Source organism: Niastella vici (assembly GCF_002077945.1).
Classification (GTDB): domain Bacteria; phylum Bacteroidota; class Bacteroidia; order Chitinophagales; family Chitinophagaceae; genus Niastella; species Niastella vici.
Window position 1 is genome coordinate 131,302 of the sequence record NZ_LVYD01000043.1, and the last position, 20,094, is coordinate 151,395.

Here is a 20,094-nt window from a genome sequence, read left to right on the forward strand (position 1 = left end):
TACTATGCAAAGATTCAATAAATATTATATCGGCTGGCTGACAGTGGCGCTGTTCGCAATAGCCTGTAACAAAAGTTTCCTCGACGAAAAACCGGAAGGCAGCATTACCCCGGTAAGTTTTTATAAAACAGGTGAAGACCTTGAAATGGCGGAGGCTGCGCTGGCGCTGCAATTCAACGGTGCTTTTAACACCATTATAGGCGCCTATTACGGTGGGGATGATATCACTTCAAAAAGAAATGGCAACAAAATAGAATTTTCAGACTTTGATTGTTTTAATGCCAATTCATCAAACAGCAGGATGACTCCCTGGTGGAATTATTTTTATGCCACCATCAAATCGGCCAACTCACTCATTCAGAATTATACAAACGCAACATCGGCAACAGATGACCAACGCAATAACGCTGCCGGCTATGCTTATTTCATGCGCGCTATCAGTTACTTCTATTTGACCCGCACCTGGGGAGAAGTACCGTTAACCACGGAAGCAGTGCCACAGGCTAACCGCCCCAATGCAACGGTAGCGGAGATCTACAACCAGATAATAGCCGATCTGCAAAAAGCAGAGTCCATGCTGCCCGATCACTGGACGGGAAAATCAAGACAGAACAGCATCGATATCCTCGCTACCAAAGGTTCAGCAAAAGCGTTGCTGGCGAACGTTTACCTGACTATGGCTGGTTGGCCGCTGAAACAGGCCGACAAATACGCACTGGCCGCCACCAAAGCAAAAGAAGTGATGGATGGAAAAGCAACCTGGGGATACGACCTGATGACCAATTTTGCCGATATCTGGAAAATTGGTAACAAGTACAATAAAGAAGCGGTGTTTGCCTGTTATTATGATAATGATATTCCGGCCTGGAGTTGGGAAAACGGAAATATGTGTGGACCGAATCCCTTCTCACCCGATTATGAAGAAGGCGGCTGGGATGATGGCTATGGAGAAATTGCCTTCTATAATAAATTTCCGGCTGGCGCCAGGAAAGACGCCACGTATCAATCGGCTTATTTCGTAAAGAACGATCCCAATAATGTAGTTACCTGGCAGAACACCTTGCAGAAACATCCTTATTTCCTGAAATACCGCGACGATGAAAGCTACGATTGGAAAACGCATAAAGCCAATGACTGGTGGGGCAGCGCCACTACATTTATCATTCGCTATCCCGAAGTGCTGTTGACCTATGCCGAAGCAAAAGCTATGTCGTCGGGTGTTGATGCCAGTGCGTATGCTGCCATCAACCAGGTTAGGCAAAGAGCTGGTTTGCCTGCTTTGCCAACCGGATTATCACAAACAGCTTTCAGGGATTCAGTGGTAGCAGAAAGAGGTTGGGAATTTGCGGCAGAAGTTGGTATCAGGTGGTTCGATCTGATAAGAACGGAAACTGTTCAAAAGGCAACTGCAGGCCGGGATGCAGGCGAAGTAACGCTGATCAATCAACCCAGTGATGCGAACCATACTTATTATTGGGCGCCTGTGCCGGTGAATAAATAATAAACAAATTGGAACAATAGGTTGAAGCCTTCCCGGCCTGTCGGGAAGGCTTCACATTTCCTGACGATAATCATAAAAAAAACTTTCTTCGCGGGGTCCCCTCTTTATCATTCTCAAGTGTCTTATATATGACAGGCAGTTAATTCACTAAAATAATTTCAGCCTTTGGGGGATTGCCCCCTTTTTTTAACACATATTATTGAACAGCCGCTCGACAATAAGGCATTACCCTTAGTGGCCAGGAATTATTTTTAAATAGAACGGTACTTCCGGTTTGTTCAATCGTCATATAATAAAGGCGTCCGGACTATGAAATGGTAAACACTCCTGAAGGTTGAAGTTGGTTATGGAGAAGGCCGTCCTGTCAACCGGCAGGCGGCCTATAATGGTTTAACACGGAGATTTTTTTTCAATTGACATAGTATAAACTCATTTTGCATTCGTATTAATAGAAATGCACCTGTGAAAAACTACAGTAGACGAACCAATCAGACCATGTGTCGATTTGTTTTTTAGTGTTTGGTGTTCTGCCCTTTGAATATCCTGATAAAGGTTTGTATCTACTTACCTTTCTTTTCTGATGTGAGAAAAACGCTTTAACTAATTGAACAAGTGCAACTCGTATGACAAACCAACTATGCTTGCAGCAACAATGGAGCCGGCTGTACAAAAAAATGCTCTGCCAGTTAGCCGCCAATGAAATAATGGCCGCCGATGAAAAAAAATGGATCGAATGGGCGTTCGGCATCGCTTCAAAGACCTGGGCCGGTATTCAACAGGAAGCTGATAATTATTTGTTTGGCGATCAACAGGAAGAGATCAGCTTTTACAAAGTGATAAAGCCGCGGTTTACCGCATTGATGGATTACTTTACCCTCTTATACAAATCGGTGTTGTTTCAGCCCGATGACCTGCCCGCAATAAAAGAATACTGGGATCACGAACTGGAGATCTGTAAAAACTTTCTGTTGAAACACCGGTCGTTCTGCCACTATTACGAACAGGGCAACACCACTATGGACCATATTTATTTCGTACAGGAAAACAATCAGCATCCGCTTGTGTTCGGCGCCCATGAGAACAAGGGGCAAACAATCACTTCTTACAGTTATTTGCTTGCCCGGGTATTATCGATCAAAAAATATCACCGGTATATCCTGGAGAAAATAGATTTTCTCACTAATGCCGAACCCAATTAAAAGCTATTTCATAAGTTAGGTTTAGTTCTCTTCAAGGTTTGTGTTTGCTTACCATTTCTTAAAGTCTTTTAAAATAGCTAGCAATAGCAAAGGTTTCAATACTAACAAATAGCAAAGGGTTTGTGTCTACTTACCCTTTTTTTGGGTCCTGAGCGAAGTCGAAGGAATTACCGGCAGGCTCAGTTTAAATCTTACAGAAAGGAACCGGATCAAAAAAACAAGCAGCATCACCACAAGGTCAATCCAATTTCTATTAAAATCAATTTTTAACAATAAAAAGTAGATCAGTCCACCAATGATACAGGCAGTGGCATAGATCTCTTTTTTAAAGATCAGTGGAATATTATTCAGCAGCATATCCCTGATCACCCCGCCAAAGCAACCTGTGATGGTGCCCAGTGCTATGCAAATGCCGGGTGTTAAACCAAATTTGATCCCTTTCTGTATGCCAAGTACCGTAAAAAATCCAAGCCCAAGCGAATCGAAAATGAACAGGGTTTTCTGAAAGTTGGGGATCACATTTCTGAATAAAATAGCGCCAGCTGCGCTGGCCAAAATGATCAGCGGCGTTTCTATACTTCGCATCCAGCTAACGGGCAGGTCGCCGGTCAGCATGTCCCGTAAGGTACCCCCGCCTATCGCCGTAATAAAAGCAATGATCAAAATGCCAAAGAGATCAAGCTTTTTCTCCATGGCGGCAAATACGCCGGAAATGGCAAAGGTTACTGTGCCCAATATATCGATGAGCCGGAGCAGGTCTTCTTTCATTTTCTGGTAATTGATGTAAATATAAAATCTTATACGTTGAGGTTCACCTATTTCTGCCTATGGGTTACCCCCTCGGCCCGGAAAAATGCGATAAATATTTTTTCCGGCAGCCGATCATTCCATTCCCACAACCGTCCTGGTATAAGGAGGTTAGCTTTTATTATTACTAATTAAAATAATCTATTACAAAAACGACAATGAGAACCATCATGATGGCCGCAGCCCTGCTTTGTGCGCTGGAAGGTATTGCTCAAAAAAAAGACCCGAAACCCGACAGTGTGCATACCGTACCAAAAGCCGATACGGCAAAGCCGGCCCCCGCCCTTAAACCGTACGACAAACTGATCACTTCAAAAATGACCACCCGCAAGGGAATGCTTACCGTTCACCAGCTCGACGACAATTTTTACCTCGAAATTCCCGATAGTTTACTGGGCCGTGAAATGCTGATGGTTAGCCGTATTGCCAAAGCGCCAATAAATGGGTTGGCCGGCGGCAGGGAAGGCGGCTATTATGCAGGCGATCAAATTGATGAAAGGGTGATCGTTTTCGAAAAAGGCCCTTCCAATAAGGTCCTGATGCGCGGCATCAGCTACCAGGTGCGTTCTACAGATTCTTCTGAGAACGGCATGTACCGGTCGGTACGCAACTCAAGCGTTCAACCCATTCTGGCGGCTTTCCCGGTAAAAGCCTATAATGAAAAAAATCCGGCCACCGTCATTGATGTTACTGATATCATCAGCAGCGATAATGGCATTTTTGCCCTGGCTGCGAACGATAAAACCCGGTTCAAGGTAGGCATGCTGCAACGCGACCGCTCGTATGTGCAGGCCATTAAAACATTTTCGCAGAATACGGAGATCAAAACCGTAAAAACCTATGCGTCTGTATTGGACCCTTCGGGCGATGCCCTCACTTTTGAATTGAACAATTCCCTGGTATTGTTACCTGCAATACCCATGAAGCCACGTTATGCCGACGCGCGGGTAGGATTCTTTGGTACAGGTTATGTTGATTTCGATGCAGAATCGCAGGGCGTGGCCCAAACAACCATGATCACTCGCTGGCGGCTGGAACCCAGGCCCGCAGACATGGAAAAATATAAGCGGGGAGAACTGGTAGAACCGCAAAAGCCTATTGTGATCTATATTGACCCGGCCACACCCAAAAAATGGGTCCCTTATCTTATACAGGGCGTAAACGACTGGCAGGCGGCATTTGAGAAAGCAGGTTTCAAAAACGCCATCATGGCGAAAGAAGCGCCGTCAAACGACAGCGCCTGGAGTTTGGAAGACGCCTCGCATTCTGCCATCGTGTACAAACCTTCTGATATTCCAAACGCTTCGGGCCCGCATGTACATGACCCACGCACCGGCGAGATCCTGGAGACGCACATCAACTGGTATCATAATGTAATGAGCCTCGTGCACAACTGGTACATGATACAGACTGCGGCCATTGACCCAAAGGCCCGCAAAATGGAATTCGATGATGAATTGATGGGTCAGCTCATTCGCTTTGTTTCCTCGCATGAAGTGGGACATACGCTCGGCCTCATGCACAACTTCGGGTCTTCCTCCACTGTTCCGGTCGACAGCTTACGCAATAAAAAATGGGTGGAAGCGCATGGCCATACTCCGTCAATTATGGACTATGCACGGTTTAACTATGTGGCACAACCAGAAGATGGCATTACAGAAAAAGGGATCTTTCCCCGCATTGGCGATTACGATAAATGGGCGATAGAGTGGGGGTATAAATTGTTTCCCGATCTCAAAGATAAAAAGGAAGAGAAAGCGTTCATGAATAAATGGGTTATTGACAGCCTTACAACCAATCACCGCCTGTGGTATGGTCCGCAGGTGATCTTCGGCGCATTTGACCCAAGAAGCCAGAATGAAGACCTCGGCGATGATGCGGTGAAAGCAGGCGGGTACGGAATAAAGAACCTGAAACGCATTATGGTGCAATTGCCTGAGTGGACAAAAACGCCCAACGAAGGATACGATAATCTGCGGGTGATGTATGGCACTTTGTTAACTCAGTTAGGACAGTATACCAGACATGTAACTACTATTGTCGGCGGAATATATATAAATGCTAAAACTGTAGAGGAAAAAGGCGATCCGGTTGTGCCGGTGGCCAAAGCCCGTCAGAAGCAGGCCGTGGCTTTTTTAAATGAGCAGGTATTTCAAACGCCACAATGGTTATTTAATAAAGAGATCGCAGCTAAATTAAGTTCGGTTACGAGTGATGTTACGAAATTCGGGATCGGCGCCCTGGGAAGCCTGTTATACCAGACAGAAAAAATACAGCGCAATAGCCGCACATTTCCGGCGGCTGATAACTATTCCCTCCCTGAGTTTTTCAATGATGTGAAAAAGTGCCTGTGGAATGAACTGGCAACAGGTGAAACCATCAATACCTACCGCCGCGACCTGCAGTCAACCTATCTCAGCTATTTTATTGACCTTATGAAAGTACCGGCCGATAAACCGGTGACCAGCACACAGGCCGAAATGATAGCGTTGGTAAGAATGCATATAAGTGCGTTGCAAAAAGAGATCAAAACGGCTCTGCTGTTGGAAAAAGACGCGGTAAGCAAAGCGCATTTGCAGTTCAGCGTTGAAAGAATAGAAGATGCCCTGCATCCTAAAAAATAAAAATTAAAGATTTCGGATTTTAGCGATCCAGCCTCTCATGTGACTCCTCATACAAAAAGCAAAGGGTTTGTGTCTACAGACCCTTTTTTATTTCACCAATAGTCATTGCATCAAAACCGCAACTACCTGATGCAATTATTACTGCTACTGCATTAGTTTGTTCTCATTACTCGTAACGTCAATGACTTTAAAAATATTCCTGGATTACAAGTTGTTAATTCCTGGGAACTCGGTTGAAGTTATTTTATAAAGTACAAATTGTGCAGGGGGGGCCGACATGCCGGTCCCCTTTTTACTTTTATTTTTTTAAAATATTGTACCTTGAGCTTCAATTATTTCTGCCTTGATCACTTCGCCAACTACTGATAGAGAACTACTGATACTTATCTCGAAGGGGAATGAACTCGCCTTCCGGCGCTTGTTCGACCTCTATAATAAACGCCTGTTCATCTTTGCCGAAGAAATGTTGAAATCGGCCGCCGATGCCGAAGAGATCGTGCAGGAAAGCTTCACCAAGTTGTGGCAAAACCGCGAAAACCTGACCGAAATAGAAAACCCGGGCAGTTACCTGTACCGGATGGTGCGCAACAGTACCATCGATCTCATGCGCAAAACGGCCCGGGAACGGAAGCTGAAAGACCAGGTATGGGCAAATCTCTCTCAATCAGACAATTCACTCGAAGAAGAATTATTAAAAAAAGAATCGCAGGAGCTGATAAAGCAGGCGCTTGACCAGCTTTCTGAACAAAAGCAACGGGTTTACCGCCTCAGCCGCGAAGAGCACCTGACGCAGGAAGAAATAGTGGCTGCTACCGGCCTGTCAAAAAGCAGGGTCAACAATATTATAGTTGAGGTGCTCAAACATATTAAAGCCTCCCTTGAAAAGCACTCTCCTTATCTCGCACTCGTTTTCTGGATAACCGCCTGGGAAAAATTTTTATAATTTTTTCTGCCAGTCCCGGTTATTGTATACTTCCCAAAACGTCCTATTAAAAGAAGGTTACCTTTTTTAGATCATTACCTTTTAATACAAACCTTATGGCCAACAACGATGAACGGATTAATGAACTGTTTCAGCGATTTGTGCAGAATACCTGTACAAGGGAAGAAATGGAAGAGTTGTATACGTGGATACAGGATAAGGAAGAGGGGGATCTGCAACTGTTGATGGATGAACGATTCAATAATATTACAGATACCGGTAAAGCCGATACGGTTGACTGGAATCATATGTTCAGGCAGATCATTGAAACAAAGCGCCGGGCGCCGGTTAAACGGCTTTGGTACCGGGTGGCAATTGCAGCTTCTGTGCTGCTGATAATTTCGTTGCTGGGGTATTATATAATAAATAAACAAACCGGCCGCCCAAAAGAGATTGTAAAGCGTTATTCAGTACTCCATGATATAAAGGCGCCGCAATTGACCCGTGCAACGATCGTATTGGCAAATGGGGAAAAGATTTACCTGGATAGTGCGGTGGCCGGTGAACTGGCGCGGCAGGGAAATATGAAGGTGGAGAAACTGGATAATGGAGAACTGGCGTATAAAAAAACAAGTGCAGTTGGTACGGAGGAAATAAAATACAACACGCTAAATAATCCCCGGGGCAGCCAGGTAGTTACGCTGGCATTGGCCGATGGCACCAGGGTGTGGTTGAATGCCGGCTCCTCATTGACCTTTCCGGTAGCGTTTGTTGGAACTGAAAGAAAAGTGTCGATAACAGGGGAGGCATATTTTGAAGTGGAGAAAAATCCTAAGATGCCTTTCAGGGTTCAGTTTTCTTCAGCCGGCCGCGAAGGAACCGTTGAGGTGCTCGGCACGCACTTTAATGTGAATGCGTATGATGACGAACCGGCAGTAAATACAACATTATTGGAGGGCGCTGTAAAAGTGAAGTCGGGATCAGGGAGTATCATTTTAAAACCCGGAGAACAGGCATCCTTATCCCATTCATCCCAAACATCCCATCCCATCTCGGTTCAGACTGTAATGGCGTGGAAGAACGGACTCTTTAATTTTAATAATACAGATATCCAAACCGTCATGCGGCAGATTGCGCGTTGGTACGATGTAGAAGTGGAATACCAGGGCATACCAAAAGATAAATACGCAGGAGAAATGAGCCGGCAATCACAACTGTCAAATGTGTTCAAAATTCTGGAAACGATGGGCGGTGTACAATTTAAAATAGAAGGAAAGAAAGTTACTGTTATTGCTAAATAAATATTCGTTCATTCAAATCAATCGTTTTGTTCCCGAACGACAACCCGCAAAACAAAACCGCCCCGACTGGCATCGGAGCGGTCAATAGTTGGGTTCGTCAATTCAAACAATCTCACCAGACTGCTTATTGTTAAACCCAATCCCCCGGTAATAAATTCCCAGGGGTAAAAAACAAAGTTATGCATTTAAAGGCTCTTTGTAGTGACCATGCTTTGCCCTTTCGGGAGCATGGGCTTGTAACCAAAGCAACCAACATTTGCCATCCTACGATTGGCAGGAAATTTTTGTTAGCAATGAAACTAACATCCATTTTATTATTAGCAGCCTGTTTGCAGGTAAGTGCAAAAGGCTACGCGCAACGCGTTACCATTTCGGGAAAGCACATGCCCTTACAGCAGGTGTTTAAAGAAATAACTAAGCAAACGGGCTATTATTTCATTTACAAGGAAAAATGGACACCCGAATTTAAAAATGTAGATGTGTTGGTAAAGAATGCCTCAATTGAGCAGGCATTGGAACTCTGCTTCAGCAACCAGCCCTTTACTTATAGCATCATTGAAAAAACAGTGGTGCTGAAACCAAAGTCGCCGGTTAAAGCCGATGAAATAATTGTAACCGAAGCGCCGGTTATAGACATCAAAGGAATTGTCACTTCCGAGAACGGTCCTGTTGCCGGTGCCAACGTCATCATCAAAAGAACCGGCAAAGGCACTTCTACTGCTGCCAATGGACAGTTCAAATTGGAAGATGCAATTGACGACGATGTGCTGGTGGTCAGCTGCATTGGTTACGAAACACAGACAGTACCTTTAAAAGATAAGAAAGGCTTTGTGTTTGTTCAGCTAAAAGTAGCTGTAAATAAACTCGATGAAGTGCAAATTCTGTCCTATGGCGGCGCTACCACCCGCCGGCTCAGCACCGGCTCTGTTACAAAAGTAACTTCAGAAGATATTCAAAGGAGCCCGGTAACGAACGTGCTGCAGGCGCTTGCCGGCAGAACAACCGGTATGAGTATCAGCCAGGCGAACGGCCTGCCCGGGGGGGATGTTTTTTTCCAGGTGCGCGGACAAAATTCTGTCAGTGCCAATGATTTTACCAGTGCGCCGTTGTTGATCATTGATGGAATGCCTTATCCCAATACGCCTATTAACCTCTCCGACGTTACAGGCGTTAGCAACAGTATAGGAGCTTCATCACCTATTGGTTATGGAAGTCCGCTGTACAACCTCAATCCGCGCGATATCGAAAGCGTAGAGATCCTGAAAGATGCCGATGCTACGGCCATATATGGTTCCAGGGCCGCCAACGGCGTAATGCTCATCACCACTAAAAAAGGAAAGCAGGGTAAAACCAAATTCGAAGTGAATGCCTATACGGGCGTTGCATTGGATACAAGAAGGGTCGACGTGCTGAGCACGCCCGAATACCTGGCTTTGCGCCGCGAAGCGTTTAAGAACGCTGGTATTACACCTACGGCCGCCAATGCCATCGATCTGTTTAAATGGGATACTACCCGTAGTACTGACTGGCAGCAGACTTTACTGGGCCATACGGCCCAAACCACCGATGCTACGGTTTCTATGTCGGGTGGCGCAGGCGGCACTTCATTCCTGGTTTCAGGAAATTACCGTTACGAGAATACGATCTACCCCGACAGGCGCGGTTCGGCCAAAGCCGGAGCCCATTTTTCCCTGAATCATACATCCGCCTCCGGCAGGTTCAATATTGCCTTATCGGCTATGGTAAATTCAGTTAACATAAAATTGCCTGGTGGTGATTATGGCTTTTTTGCATTTGACCTTCCGCCGCATTTTCAGCCTTATGACACGGCAGGTAATTTAACATGGGATTGGACTGGCGGTAATCCTTATGGGGCCATGAAAACATCCTATTCCAGTAAAACATTTAGTGTTACATCGAACCTGCAGCTTCGCTATACCCTGTTAAAGGGTTTGGATGCCAAGGTAGCTATCGGATATACCCGGGTACAGGGCGATCAGCAATTGATCTCACCTAAAGCAGCTGCTAATCCGGCAAACATTTCGTCATCCAACAGCCTTAACATTTCCATTAATCAAACCCTGAATGTAGAGCCCCAGTTACAATATACAGGCAATATAGCAAGTGGTAAACTAACGTTGCTGGCAGGCAGTACCGTCATGAAAAACATTGCCGAAATGCCATTCAATGTCATCGCTTCCGGTTTTGCTTCCGATGCTTATATCAACAACTTAGCGCTGGCCGGTACCTATCAGATAGCCTCAGGTTATAATGCTTACCAATACGCTTCTTTTTTTGGCCGGGCAAATTACAATTGGGACAATAAATACATTCTCAATGGTTCGTTTCGCCGCGATGGGTCTTCCCGCTTCGGCGCCAACCGCCGCTTTGGCGATTTTGGGGCCATTGGAGCCGCCTGGTTGTTCTCCAATGAAGATTTTGGGCGCAACCTGTCATTTTTGAGCTTTGGTAAATTAAGGGGCAGCGTAGGATGGGTTGGTTCAGACAATGTTCCCAATTACAAATTTTTACCCACCTACAGCCCCACACTTTACCGGTATGCAGATCTGCCCGGCCTGGCGCCAACCCAGTTGGAAAATCCTGATTTTGGCTGGGAGGCAACCAGTAAGCTGGAAGGCGCTTTGGAATTAGGCTTTTTGAAAGACAGGATCCTGCTGTCTGCAGCCTGGTACCGTAACCGTACCGGCAACCAATTGGTACAGTTTCCCGTTAGCGGACAAACTGGGTTTAACAGTTACACTGCGAATCTCACCGACGCTGTTGTGCAAAATACGGGCTGGGAATTTGAACTTAATACCACCAACGTGCAAACGAAAAATGTTAAATGGACCACTTCTTTCAATATAAGCCTGCCTCGGAACAAGCTGGTGAAATTTCAGGGCATCGAAAACAGCGCTTACACCAATAGCCTGGTGGTTGGCAAGCCGCTTAACTCCCTTTTTGCTGTTCCATTCACAGGAGTTGATGCGGCAGGTAAACCAACTTATGAAGACCTTAACAAGAACGGCACTATCGATTTCTTTGGCCTTGCTGCTTATGGAAAAGGCGACCTGGCATATATTGGAAAAACTGCTCCCAATGCGTTTGGTGGCCTGAACAACAGCATCAGCTATAAAAATTTCCAGCTCGATTTCCTGTTGCAATACACCTATGGGTTAAAGAAAAAAAACTTCCTGGTGGGCCACCAACCGGGCACCTTTACGAATGTTCCCCGTAAAGCAGTGGAAGGTTATCGTTCCCGGGGGCTGGATAATGCCTTTTTCAGGCCTACCCTCTCAAATGACTGGTTCTATTATGCATACTTCAGTAGTGCCACCTACACGGATGCTTCCTTCATTCGCCTCAATAATGTAGCACTATCGTATAACCTCGCAGGTAATACCCTCAGGAAACTGCACATGGCCGGCGCCCGGGTGTATTTGCAGGCACAGAACCTTTTTGTGATCAGCAGGTACGATGGCTTCGATCCTGAATCGGGTGTTAAGGCTGTGCCTCCATTACTCAGATTGGCAGCGGGAATTCAATGTTCATTCTAAAAACTTCAACTATGCGATCAATAAATTATAAAAGGGTCATTGTATATAGCTGCTTTATATTGAGCATAATGGCAACCGGGTGCAAAAAATTTCTGGAACCCGATTACAAAACCACCGTAACCACCGCCGTGGTATTCAACAGCGATGCCAATGCACAGGCTGCTGTTACCGGGTTGTATACGGTGCTGTCTGCTAACCCGTCATTCAATGGGTATATTACCATTAATATAAGCATGGCCGCTGATGAATTGATCTACTATTCATCTGCCGCAGGCACCGACCCGTTCCAGACAAACCAGGTATTGCCTAATGATGGCACTATAGAGCTTTATTGGAATGATTTCTATAAGGTCATTTACCAGAGCAACGCTATCATTGAAAATGCCACGGCTTCTGCCGGTATGTCGCCGGCGTATAAGACGCAAGCCATCGGCGAAGCGAAACTCGTAAGGGCCTTCTGTTATTTTTACCTGGTAAATTTGTACGGTCCTGTGCCTTTAATTACTGCTACCGCAAAAGATAAAACCATGTATGCGCCGCGCAGTGCCGAGGCGGATCTTTATGTGCAGATAAAAGCCGACCTCACAGATGCGATGAATACGCTGCCAGGTGATTATTCTGTTTCGGGCGGCAAGCGTATCCGTGCCAACAAATGGGTGGCTGCCGCCTTGCTTGCCAGGGTGAATTTGTATACAAAAGACTGGGCGAATGCCGAGGCCATGGCTACTGCGGTGTTGGCGAACGGTAGTTTATATGGTTTGCAAACTACAGCCAACATAAACAATGTGTTTGGAAAGAACCAGACCGAATCCATTTTAGAATGGGACAAGTCAAATGCGGGCAATTTTACCAACGAGGGAATTGCGTTTTTGTACACTTCTCCGCTTTTGCGATATCCTGTGCTTCCCGGGTTGTTGAACAGTTTCGACAGCGGCGATGCAAGAAAAACCAACTGGATAAAAACTTTAAACAGTGTAAGCACGCCTTATAAATATAAAGTGTATGCATTTTCCACCGGCGCTGCCAATGGGGAGAATTACCTGGTGCTTCGGGTAGCCGAACAATACCTCATTCGCGCCGAGGCAAGAGCGCAGCAAAACAATTTCAGTGGCGCACAAACCGATATAAACGTCATTCGCAACCGCGCCGGCCTGCCCGGTATTGCCACCATTTCAGATAAAACAACCGCCATGGCCGCTATTGAAAATGAAAGAAGGCATGAGCTGTTTTGCGAATGGGGGCACCGCTGGTTCGATCTCAAACGATGGCCAAGCCTTACTTCGCCTGCTGCCAAAACCCGGGCCGATGATGTGCTGGGCGCTTTAAAAACAACCTGGAGATCAACTTCCATTTTGTTTCCCATACCAAAATCTGCCAGGGATGCGAATCCGAACCTGACGCAGAATGAGGGCTACTAGTGAGTCGTGAAACGGGAAACGTGAAACGGCAAACGAATCCTCTGTGCTGCATGCTGAGCTTTTTGCGCCTGCCTTTAAGCGGAAAGCCAGCCATGAGAGCCTTTCACGTTTGCCGTTTTACGCTTCTTTTTACTAACTAAACAATTTATCTCAGGAACAATCAATGAAAACGATCTTGATGGCCGCAGCACTTCTTTGTGCTATGGAAACTATTGCCCAAAAAAAAGACATAAAGCAAGATAGCCTACCGGCCGTTTCGAAAGCTGATTCTGCAAAAGCAACTGCTGTTAAACCGTACGATAAAGTAATTAATTCAAAGGCGATCACCCGCAAAGGGTTGTTCATCGTTCATAATATCGATGACAATTATTACCTCGAAATCCCTGATAGTATATTGCATAGAGAGATACTTATGGTAAGCCGTATCGCAAGGTCCCCGGTTTATGGGGTAGCTGTTGGCGGCTATTATGCCGGAGATGAAATTGATGAAAGAGTGATCGAATTTGAAAAAGGTCCTGCGAATAAAATTTTTATGCGCGGCATTTCTTACTTCGTGCATTCATCCGATTCGTCCGGGAACGGCATGTACCGTTCACTAAGCAATTCAAGTGTGCAACCTATTCTGGCTGCGTTTCCGGTAAAAGCCTACAATGAAAAAGATAGTGCCACGGTAATTGATGTAACCGATATCATCAACAACGATAACGGCATTTTTGCAGTATCCATCCTTTATAAGACAGTACTTAAAGTGGGTTCGCTTCAACGCGACCGTTCTTATATTCAATCTATTAAAACGTTTTCACAGAATGTGGAGATCAAAACGGTGAAAACCTATACGTCAACTAATGATCCTACCGGCCAGCCCGTCACCTTTGAATTGAATAATTCCCTGGTGCTGTTGCCCAAAGTGCCCATGAAACCGCGTTTTGCCGATGACAGGGTAGGCTACCTTGGCACCGGTTATCTTGATTTTGATGCAAACTCCCAGGGAGTGAAAAGAACAGAGATGATCACCCGCTGGCGGTTGGAACCGAAGCCGGAAGATCTGGAGAACTATAAGCGCGGTGAATTGGTGGAGCCGCAAAAACCGATTGTGATCTACATCGATCCGGCCACACCCAAAAAATGGGTACCCTACCTGATTCAGGGTGTGAATGACTGGCAGGCAGCCTTTGAAAAAGCAGGTTTTAAAAACGCCATCATGGCGAAAGAAGCGCCGGATAACGATAGTACATGGAGCCTGGACGATGCCACCCACTCTGCGATCGTATATAAACCGTCTGATATTGCAAATGCTTCAGGTCCGCATGTGCATGACCCGCGAAGCGGTGAAATTTTGGAAACGCATATCAACTGGTATCACAACGTGATGAGCCTGGTACACAACTGGTATATGATACAGGCCGGCGCCGTAGACCCCAGAGCCAGGAAGATGGAATTTGACGATCAGTTAATGGGCCAATTGATCAGGTTTGTATCGTCACACGAAGTGGGACATGCGCTTGGGCTCATGCACAATTTTGGTTCTTCGTCTACCGTGCCGGTTGATAGTTTACGCAATAAAAATTGGCTAGAAGCTCATGGTCATACACCCTCTATTATGGACTATGCGCGGTTCAATTACGTGGCACAACCGGAAGACGGAATTACGGAAAAAGGAATTTTTCCCCGCATTGGCGATTATGATAAATGGGCAATAGAATGGGGATATAAACTATTCCCGGGTATTACAAATGAAAAAGAAGAGAGAACATTTTTGAACAAATGGATCATCGACAGTTTGTCGAAAAATCACCGGCTGTGGTACGGTCCGCAGTTGTATGGGGCTCCCGATCCCAGAAGCCAGAATGAAGACCTGGGCGATGATGCGGTAAAAGCGGGCACATACGGCATAAAAAATCTGAAACGCATCATACTTCAATTGCCTGATTGGACCAGCATGCCTGCCGAAGGATACGAGAATTTACAAATAATGTTTAAGGCTTTATTAGTTCAATACAGGTTATATATGTCACATGTGGTTGCCAATATAGGCGGTGTTTACACAACCTGTAAAACGGTAGAAGAAAAAGGGGTGTTGTATGAACCGGTGTCGAAAGCGCGTCAAAAAGAAGCAATGACTTTCCTGAATGAACAGGTATTTCAAACGCCGCAATGGTTATTCAATAAAGAAATAATGGCTAAGATAAGTTCCGCTTCCGCCGAAGTTACCGGTGTTGGAATTGATATTCTTACAGGCCTGTTAAACAGGACAGGTAAATTGCAGGACAACATCCGCAGGTTTGGTGAAGCGGGCAAGTATCCCATCTATGAGTTTTTTAATGATATTAAAAAGAGCGTATGGAGTGAACTGGCCACCGGTGCAACTATAGGTGCTTACCGCAGGGACCTGCAATCGGCGTATGTCACTTCTTTTATTGAAATGATTAAAATGCCTGCCAACAAACCGGTCGGCAGCACACAGGTGGAAATGATAGCGATCGCAAGGGCGCATTTAAAGGCGTTGCAACAAGAGATCAAAGCAGCTATCCTGCCCGAAAAAGACCCGGTGAGCAAAGCGCATTTGCAGTTTAGCAGTCAAAGGATCGAAGATGCTTTACATCCGAAAAATAACTGAGAGATCCGAAAATAAAATAATATAAATATGAAAAAAATGATTGTCTTTTTTCTTATTCCGTTCCTGGCTTTTACACCTCACACTAAACCGGTAATCATCAAAGGCCGTGTACAAAGCCCCGATCCTGTAAAGAAGATTTATTTATCCTTTCGAACAAAAGAGGGAGCAGTAAATGATAGCGCTGTTTTGTTAAACGGACGATTTCAATTCAAAGAACAGGTAGCAGAACCTACGCTGGCTACTTTTGTGATTGCGTTTGAAAAGGATAATGGTAAAAGTAAGGACAGCTTCGATTACATGAAATTGTTCCTGGAGCCAGGACAAATAAACATCAGTATTCGCGACTCATTGAAATCTGCCAGGGTAACCGGATCCAAAGCGCATACTGCATTTGAGCAGCTTACCCGGTCTGAAAAGCCCTTTACAGACGCCCAAACAAGGCTGAGACCAAAATATTTCCAGTATCAAAAGGAAAACAATAAAGCCGGAATGGAACAAATAGAACAACAATATGATAGCATTGAAACAAAAAAGAAAGAGGAAGTGTGGCGTTCTTTTGTTGTAAACAACCCCGGATCACCTATTGCATTTTATGTATTGAAAGAATACGCAGGCGTTGATATCAACGTTCCGGAAATCGGCCCTCTGTTCGACAAATTGCCAGCCTCTGTGAAAAACTCTCCTTCGGGTGTTGAGTTTAAACAACAGCTTGAAGTAGCAAAAAACACAAGTGTGGGTGCATATGCTTTGGACTTTACCCAAAACGATACACTCGATAATCCGGTTTCCCTTTCTTCTTTCAGGGGTAAATACGTACTGCTCGATTTTTGGGCGAGTTGGTGTGGCCCCTGCCGTGCCGAGAATCCTAATGTAGCGAAGGCCTTTAATCAATACAAAGACAAAAATTTTACAGTACTCAGCGTATCACTCGACGCGCCCGGGAAAAAACAGGCCTGGCTGGATGCCATTCATAAAGATGGTCTTACATGGACGCATGTCAGTGATTTAAAACGCTGGAATAATGCTGTAGCGAAGCTATATGGGATCATGGGTATTCCCCAAAATTTTCTCATTGATCCACAGGGAAAAATTATTGCAAAGAACCTGAAAGGCGAAAAATTGAATAAGAAGTTGGAAGAAGTATTGAGCTATTAATGTGGCCTTTGAATTAAAAGGCGCGTTAAAAAAGTAACAGAAAAAATGGGATACTTTAACAGCAACCCATTTTGCATTCAATTAATAGAAATGCACCTGTGAAAAACGACCGTTGAGTCAACGATGGTTAATTCTGTAACATAGTTTCTCATGTGACAATTATTATTTCATAAAAGGGTTTGTTTTTACTTACCCTTTTCTTTTTGAATATTTTGTGTAAGCGGATAGGCCGTTTCTGTTTTGCCTTCCGAAAGCACAAAATGGGATTGTACTGAACCGATATTGGCCAGTTTAGCCAGTTTGTCCATAAGGAAGTTGTTATATTCATTCATATCACGGAAGGCTATTGCCTTTGTAACTGCCGTTGCCCTGCCAAAGAAAAACAATAAAAAACAAAAACGATTGCTGATATGTCAACAATGATTGTCCGGCTGAACCAGGTTGGTATAAATGACATCAACCTGGTAGGCGGAAAGAATGCATCCCTTGGTTAAATGATCCAACACCTGACGACGCTGGGTGTGAATATTCCTGGTGGTTTTTTATTACAGTGAATGCATACCAGGATTTCATCCGGTATAACAAGCTCGATGAAAAGATCAGGGAACTTATCGGGCACATTGATTACTCCTCTGTTGAATCACTCCGCATAACCGGGCTTCAGATCAGGACCCTCATTCGTAATGGAAACTTTCCGTCCGGACTTTCACAAGAGATCATCGATTGTTATTTTGAGTTGTCAAAAGAGTACGGTCAAAATAACACTGATGTGGCGGTAAGATCGTCGGCCACTGCAGAAGGCCTGCCTGATGCGTCTTTTGCGGGGCAGCAGGAAACCTTTTTGAATGTTCGTGGCGCCGCCGAATTGATAAATGCTGTTCGCAATTGTTTTGCTTCCCTGTTTACAGACAGGGCAATTTCTTACCGGGAAACGTTTAAGTATGATCATTTTGCTGTGGGGTTATCTGTGTGCATTCAAAAAATGGTAAGAAGTGACCTCGGTTCCAGTGGTGTTGCTTTTTCCCTTGATACAGAAAGTGGTTTTAAAGATGCTGTGGTGATCAATGGTTCTTATGGTTTGGGCGAAATGGTTGGTCAGGGAAGTGTTTCTCCCGATGAATTTATTGTTTTTAAACCACTTCTTAACGAAGGCTATCATGCGATCATTGAGAAAAAGCTGGGTATAAAAGATCAGATGATGGTATATAGCGACGATCATGGTGAAAGGGTAAAGATCATTGAGGTAGATAAAGAACTGAAAGCGTTGTTTTGTCTGGATGATGAAAAGATCATCCAACTGTCGCGTTGGGTTATGCACATCGAAAATTACTATTCCGTTCTCAAAAACCACTGGTGTCCTATGGATGTTGAGTGGTCGGTTGATGGTATAAGCAATAAGCTGTTCATTGTTCAGGCAAGGCCGGAAACAATACATTCAAGGAAAGATCATGATACGCTTACTGAATATGTGCTGCCGGCCCATGGTTCTGCGGCGCTGGTGAAAGGAATAGCAGTTGGTGACAGGGTAGGGGCCGGTAAAGTGAAGATCATGTTTGCTTTAAATAAAGGAGCTATAGAGGCGCGGGATTTCAGGCAAGGCGATGTGCTGGTGACTGATATGACAGATCCTGATTGGGAGCCCATCATGAAAAAAGCAGCTGCTATTGTTACCGATAAAGGCGGCAGAACCTGCCATGCAGCCATTGTAGCCAGGGAATTGGGAATTCCTGCCATTGTTGGGTGTGGTAATGCAACAGCTGTTTTGAGCAATGGGGAAGAAGTGACCATTTCCTGTGCAGAAGGCGATTTGGGAGTTGTATACAAAGGCCTGCTGCCCTACGAAGTGGTGCAAACAAAACTCGGTGACCTGCCTGCCATAGAAACCGCACTGATGTTAAATGTGGGTTCTCCTTCACTGGCATTCCGTTTTTCGAATATTCCCAATAAAGGGGTTGGCCTGGCGCGCGAAGAATTCATCATCAATAACTACATCGGCATTCATCTGCTGGCTTTGCTGAACCATAAAGATCTGAACGATCCGGAACTATCTGAGGCTATACAAAACAGGATCATTGGTTTTAACGATGAAGAAGATTTCTTTGTTTCCAAATTATCATATGGCATTGCAAAGATCGCAGCTGCCTTTTATCCCAATAAAGTGATCGTACGGTTTTCCGATTTCAAGTCAAATGAATACTTCAACCTGCCGGGTGGAAAGTATTTTGAACCGCAGGAAGAAAATCCGATGATTGGCTGGCGGGGCGCCTCCCGGTATTATTCAAGTGAATATAAAGCTGCTTTTGAACTGGAATGTAAAGCCATAAAGAAAGCGCGCGAAGAAATAGGGCTGGCCAATGTGGTGGTGATGGTGCCGTTTTGCAGAACGGTTGAAGAGTTGTTGAAAGTAAAAACAGTTATGGCTGAATATGGATTGGTACCGGGCTCAGCTGGTTTGGAGTTGTATTTAATGGCTGAAATTCCTTCCAATATTATTATGGCCGCAGAATTTGCGGAGCATATAGATGGATTTTCTATTGGTTCAAATGATCTCACGCAACTTTCATTAGGGTTAGACCGTGATTCGTCGCTGGTGGCACATTTGTATGATGAACGGCATCCTGCGGTGAAAAGAATGTTGGCGCATCTTATTCAAACAGCGAAAGAGTGCGGAGTGAAAGTTGGTATTTGCGGGCAAGGGCCATCCGACCATCCCGACTTTGCCCAGTTTCTGGTAGAAGAGGGCATTGACTCTATATCGGTTACACCTGATTCAGTGATCAAAACTATAAAGGCTATTCATGCGGTGGAACAAAAGTTAAAACAAAAACAATTACAGTTCTGATAGCTCGTCCTGGTTTTTTTTCTCAAGTACGTTCTGAAATAAGGAGACGGTTTCTTCCGGCCCCAATTTTAACTATATGAACAAATACAGCAGGTTTGCCATAGTGTTTAAGGATATAAGTTTTCTCATTGGTTGCTTTCTTTTGAAATGA

General features: G+C 44.9%; 12 protein-coding genes. 10 read left to right on the top strand and 2 right to left on the bottom strand.

Annotated elements, in window-relative coordinates:
- Positions 1-4: 4 nt before the first annotated feature.
- Together A3860_RS13360 and A3860_RS13365 are read left to right on the top strand one after the other, a co-directional pair.
- Positions 5-1,501, top strand: a complete 1,497-nt coding sequence (locus A3860_RS13360) for a RagB/SusD family nutrient uptake outer membrane protein (RefSeq protein WP_081147212.1) — start codon at positions 5-7, stop codon at positions 1,499-1,501.
- Positions 1,502-2,124: 623 nt separating this feature from the next.
- Entirely contained in the window at positions 2,125-2,700 is a 576-nt protein-coding gene (locus A3860_RS13365; RefSeq protein ID WP_081147213.1) for an RteC domain-containing protein, read from the top strand.
- A gap of 126 nt (positions 2,701-2,826) precedes the next feature.
- Here A3860_RS13365 and A3860_RS13370 read toward each other — a convergent pair whose 3' ends face one another.
- A complete protein-coding gene (locus tag A3860_RS13370) occupies positions 2,827-3,468 on the bottom strand; it encodes a trimeric intracellular cation channel family protein (RefSeq protein WP_081147214.1) in 642 nt (213 codons plus the stop codon).
- 197 nt (positions 3,469-3,665) lie between these two features.
- Between A3860_RS13370 and A3860_RS13375 the strand changes: the two genes are divergently transcribed.
- The 7 genes from A3860_RS13375 to A3860_RS13405 all read left to right on the top strand — a co-directional run bounded on the left by A3860_RS13375 (position 3,666) and on the right by A3860_RS13405 (position 17,101).
- Positions 3,666-6,131: a zinc-dependent metalloprotease gene (locus A3860_RS13375; protein ID WP_245843537.1), complete on the top strand. Its 2,466-nt coding sequence runs from the start codon at positions 3,666-3,668 to the stop codon at positions 6,129-6,131.
- Between the two features lie 343 nt (positions 6,132-6,474).
- Complete coding sequence (locus A3860_RS13380; protein WP_158085233.1) at positions 6,475-7,074, top strand: RNA polymerase sigma factor; 600 nt, start codon at positions 6,475-6,477, stop codon at positions 7,072-7,074.
- Positions 7,075-7,169: 95 nt separating this feature from the next.
- On the top strand, positions 7,170-8,354 hold the full coding sequence (locus A3860_RS13385) for a FecR family protein (RefSeq protein ID WP_081147216.1): 1,185 nt from the start codon (positions 7,170-7,172) through the stop codon (positions 8,352-8,354).
- Positions 8,355-8,647: 293 nt separating this feature from the next.
- Positions 8,648-11,911: a SusC/RagA family TonB-linked outer membrane protein gene (locus A3860_RS13390; RefSeq protein ID WP_158085234.1), complete on the top strand. Its 3,264-nt coding sequence runs from the start codon at positions 8,648-8,650 to the stop codon at positions 11,909-11,911.
- Positions 11,912-11,922: 11 nt separating this feature from the next.
- Positions 11,923-13,329 (top strand): RagB/SusD family nutrient uptake outer membrane protein, encoded by a 1,407-nt coding sequence (locus A3860_RS13395; RefSeq protein WP_158085235.1) that lies wholly within the window; start codon positions 11,923-11,925, stop codon positions 13,327-13,329.
- Between the two features lie 163 nt (positions 13,330-13,492).
- Entirely contained in the window at positions 13,493-15,946 is a 2,454-nt protein-coding gene (locus A3860_RS13400) for a zinc-dependent metalloprotease (protein ID WP_173820213.1), read from the top strand.
- 27 nt (positions 15,947-15,973) lie between these two features.
- A complete protein-coding gene (locus A3860_RS13405; protein ID WP_081147219.1) occupies positions 15,974-17,101 on the top strand; it encodes a TlpA disulfide reductase family protein in 1,128 nt (375 codons plus the stop codon).
- Between the two features lie 185 nt (positions 17,102-17,286).
- Here the strand turns inward: A3860_RS13405 and A3860_RS42090 are convergent, their stop codons facing one another.
- Positions 17,287-17,487: an Lrp/AsnC ligand binding domain-containing protein gene (locus A3860_RS42090; protein WP_262497300.1), complete on the bottom strand. Its 201-nt coding sequence runs from the start codon at positions 17,485-17,487 to the stop codon at positions 17,287-17,289.
- Between the two features lie 164 nt (positions 17,488-17,651).
- Here A3860_RS42090 and ppsA point away from each other — a divergent pair, with 164 nt between their 5' ends.
- Positions 17,652-19,943 carry a phosphoenolpyruvate synthase gene (gene ppsA / locus A3860_RS13415; protein WP_245843538.1) on the top strand — a complete coding sequence of 764 codons (2,292 nt, stop codon included), beginning with the start codon at positions 17,652-17,654 and terminating at the stop codon, positions 19,941-19,943.
- Positions 19,944-20,094: the final 151 nt, after the last annotated feature.

What these genes read in the sequence shown, in the direction of transcription:
- A3860_RS13395 (WP_158085235.1), top strand. Translation starts at nt 11,923, where the DNA reads ATGCGATCAATAAATTATAAAAGGGTCATTGTATATAGCTGCTTTATA.
- A3860_RS13375 (WP_245843537.1), top strand. Translation starts at nt 3,666, where the DNA reads ATGAGAACCATCATGATGGCCGCAGCCCTGCTTTGTGCGCTGGAAGGT.
- A3860_RS13400 (WP_173820213.1), top strand. Translation starts at nt 13,493, where the DNA reads ATGAAAACGATCTTGATGGCCGCAGCACTTCTTTGTGCTATGGAAACT.
- A3860_RS13385 (WP_081147216.1), top strand. Translation starts at nt 7,170, where the DNA reads ATGGCCAACAACGATGAACGGATTAATGAACTGTTTCAGCGATTTGTG.
- A3860_RS13360 (WP_081147212.1), top strand. Translation starts at nt 5, where the DNA reads ATGCAAAGATTCAATAAATATTATATCGGCTGGCTGACAGTGGCGCTG.
- A3860_RS13405 (WP_081147219.1), top strand. Translation starts at nt 15,974, where the DNA reads ATGAAAAAAATGATTGTCTTTTTTCTTATTCCGTTCCTGGCTTTTACA.
- A3860_RS13390 (WP_158085234.1), top strand. Translation starts at nt 8,648, where the DNA reads ATGAAACTAACATCCATTTTATTATTAGCAGCCTGTTTGCAGGTAAGT.
- A3860_RS13365 (WP_081147213.1), top strand. Translation starts at nt 2,125, where the DNA reads ATGACAAACCAACTATGCTTGCAGCAACAATGGAGCCGGCTGTACAAA.
- A3860_RS13370 (WP_081147214.1), bottom strand. Translation starts at nt 3,468, where the DNA reads ATGAAAGAAGACCTGCTCCGGCTCATCGATATATTGGGCACAGTAACC.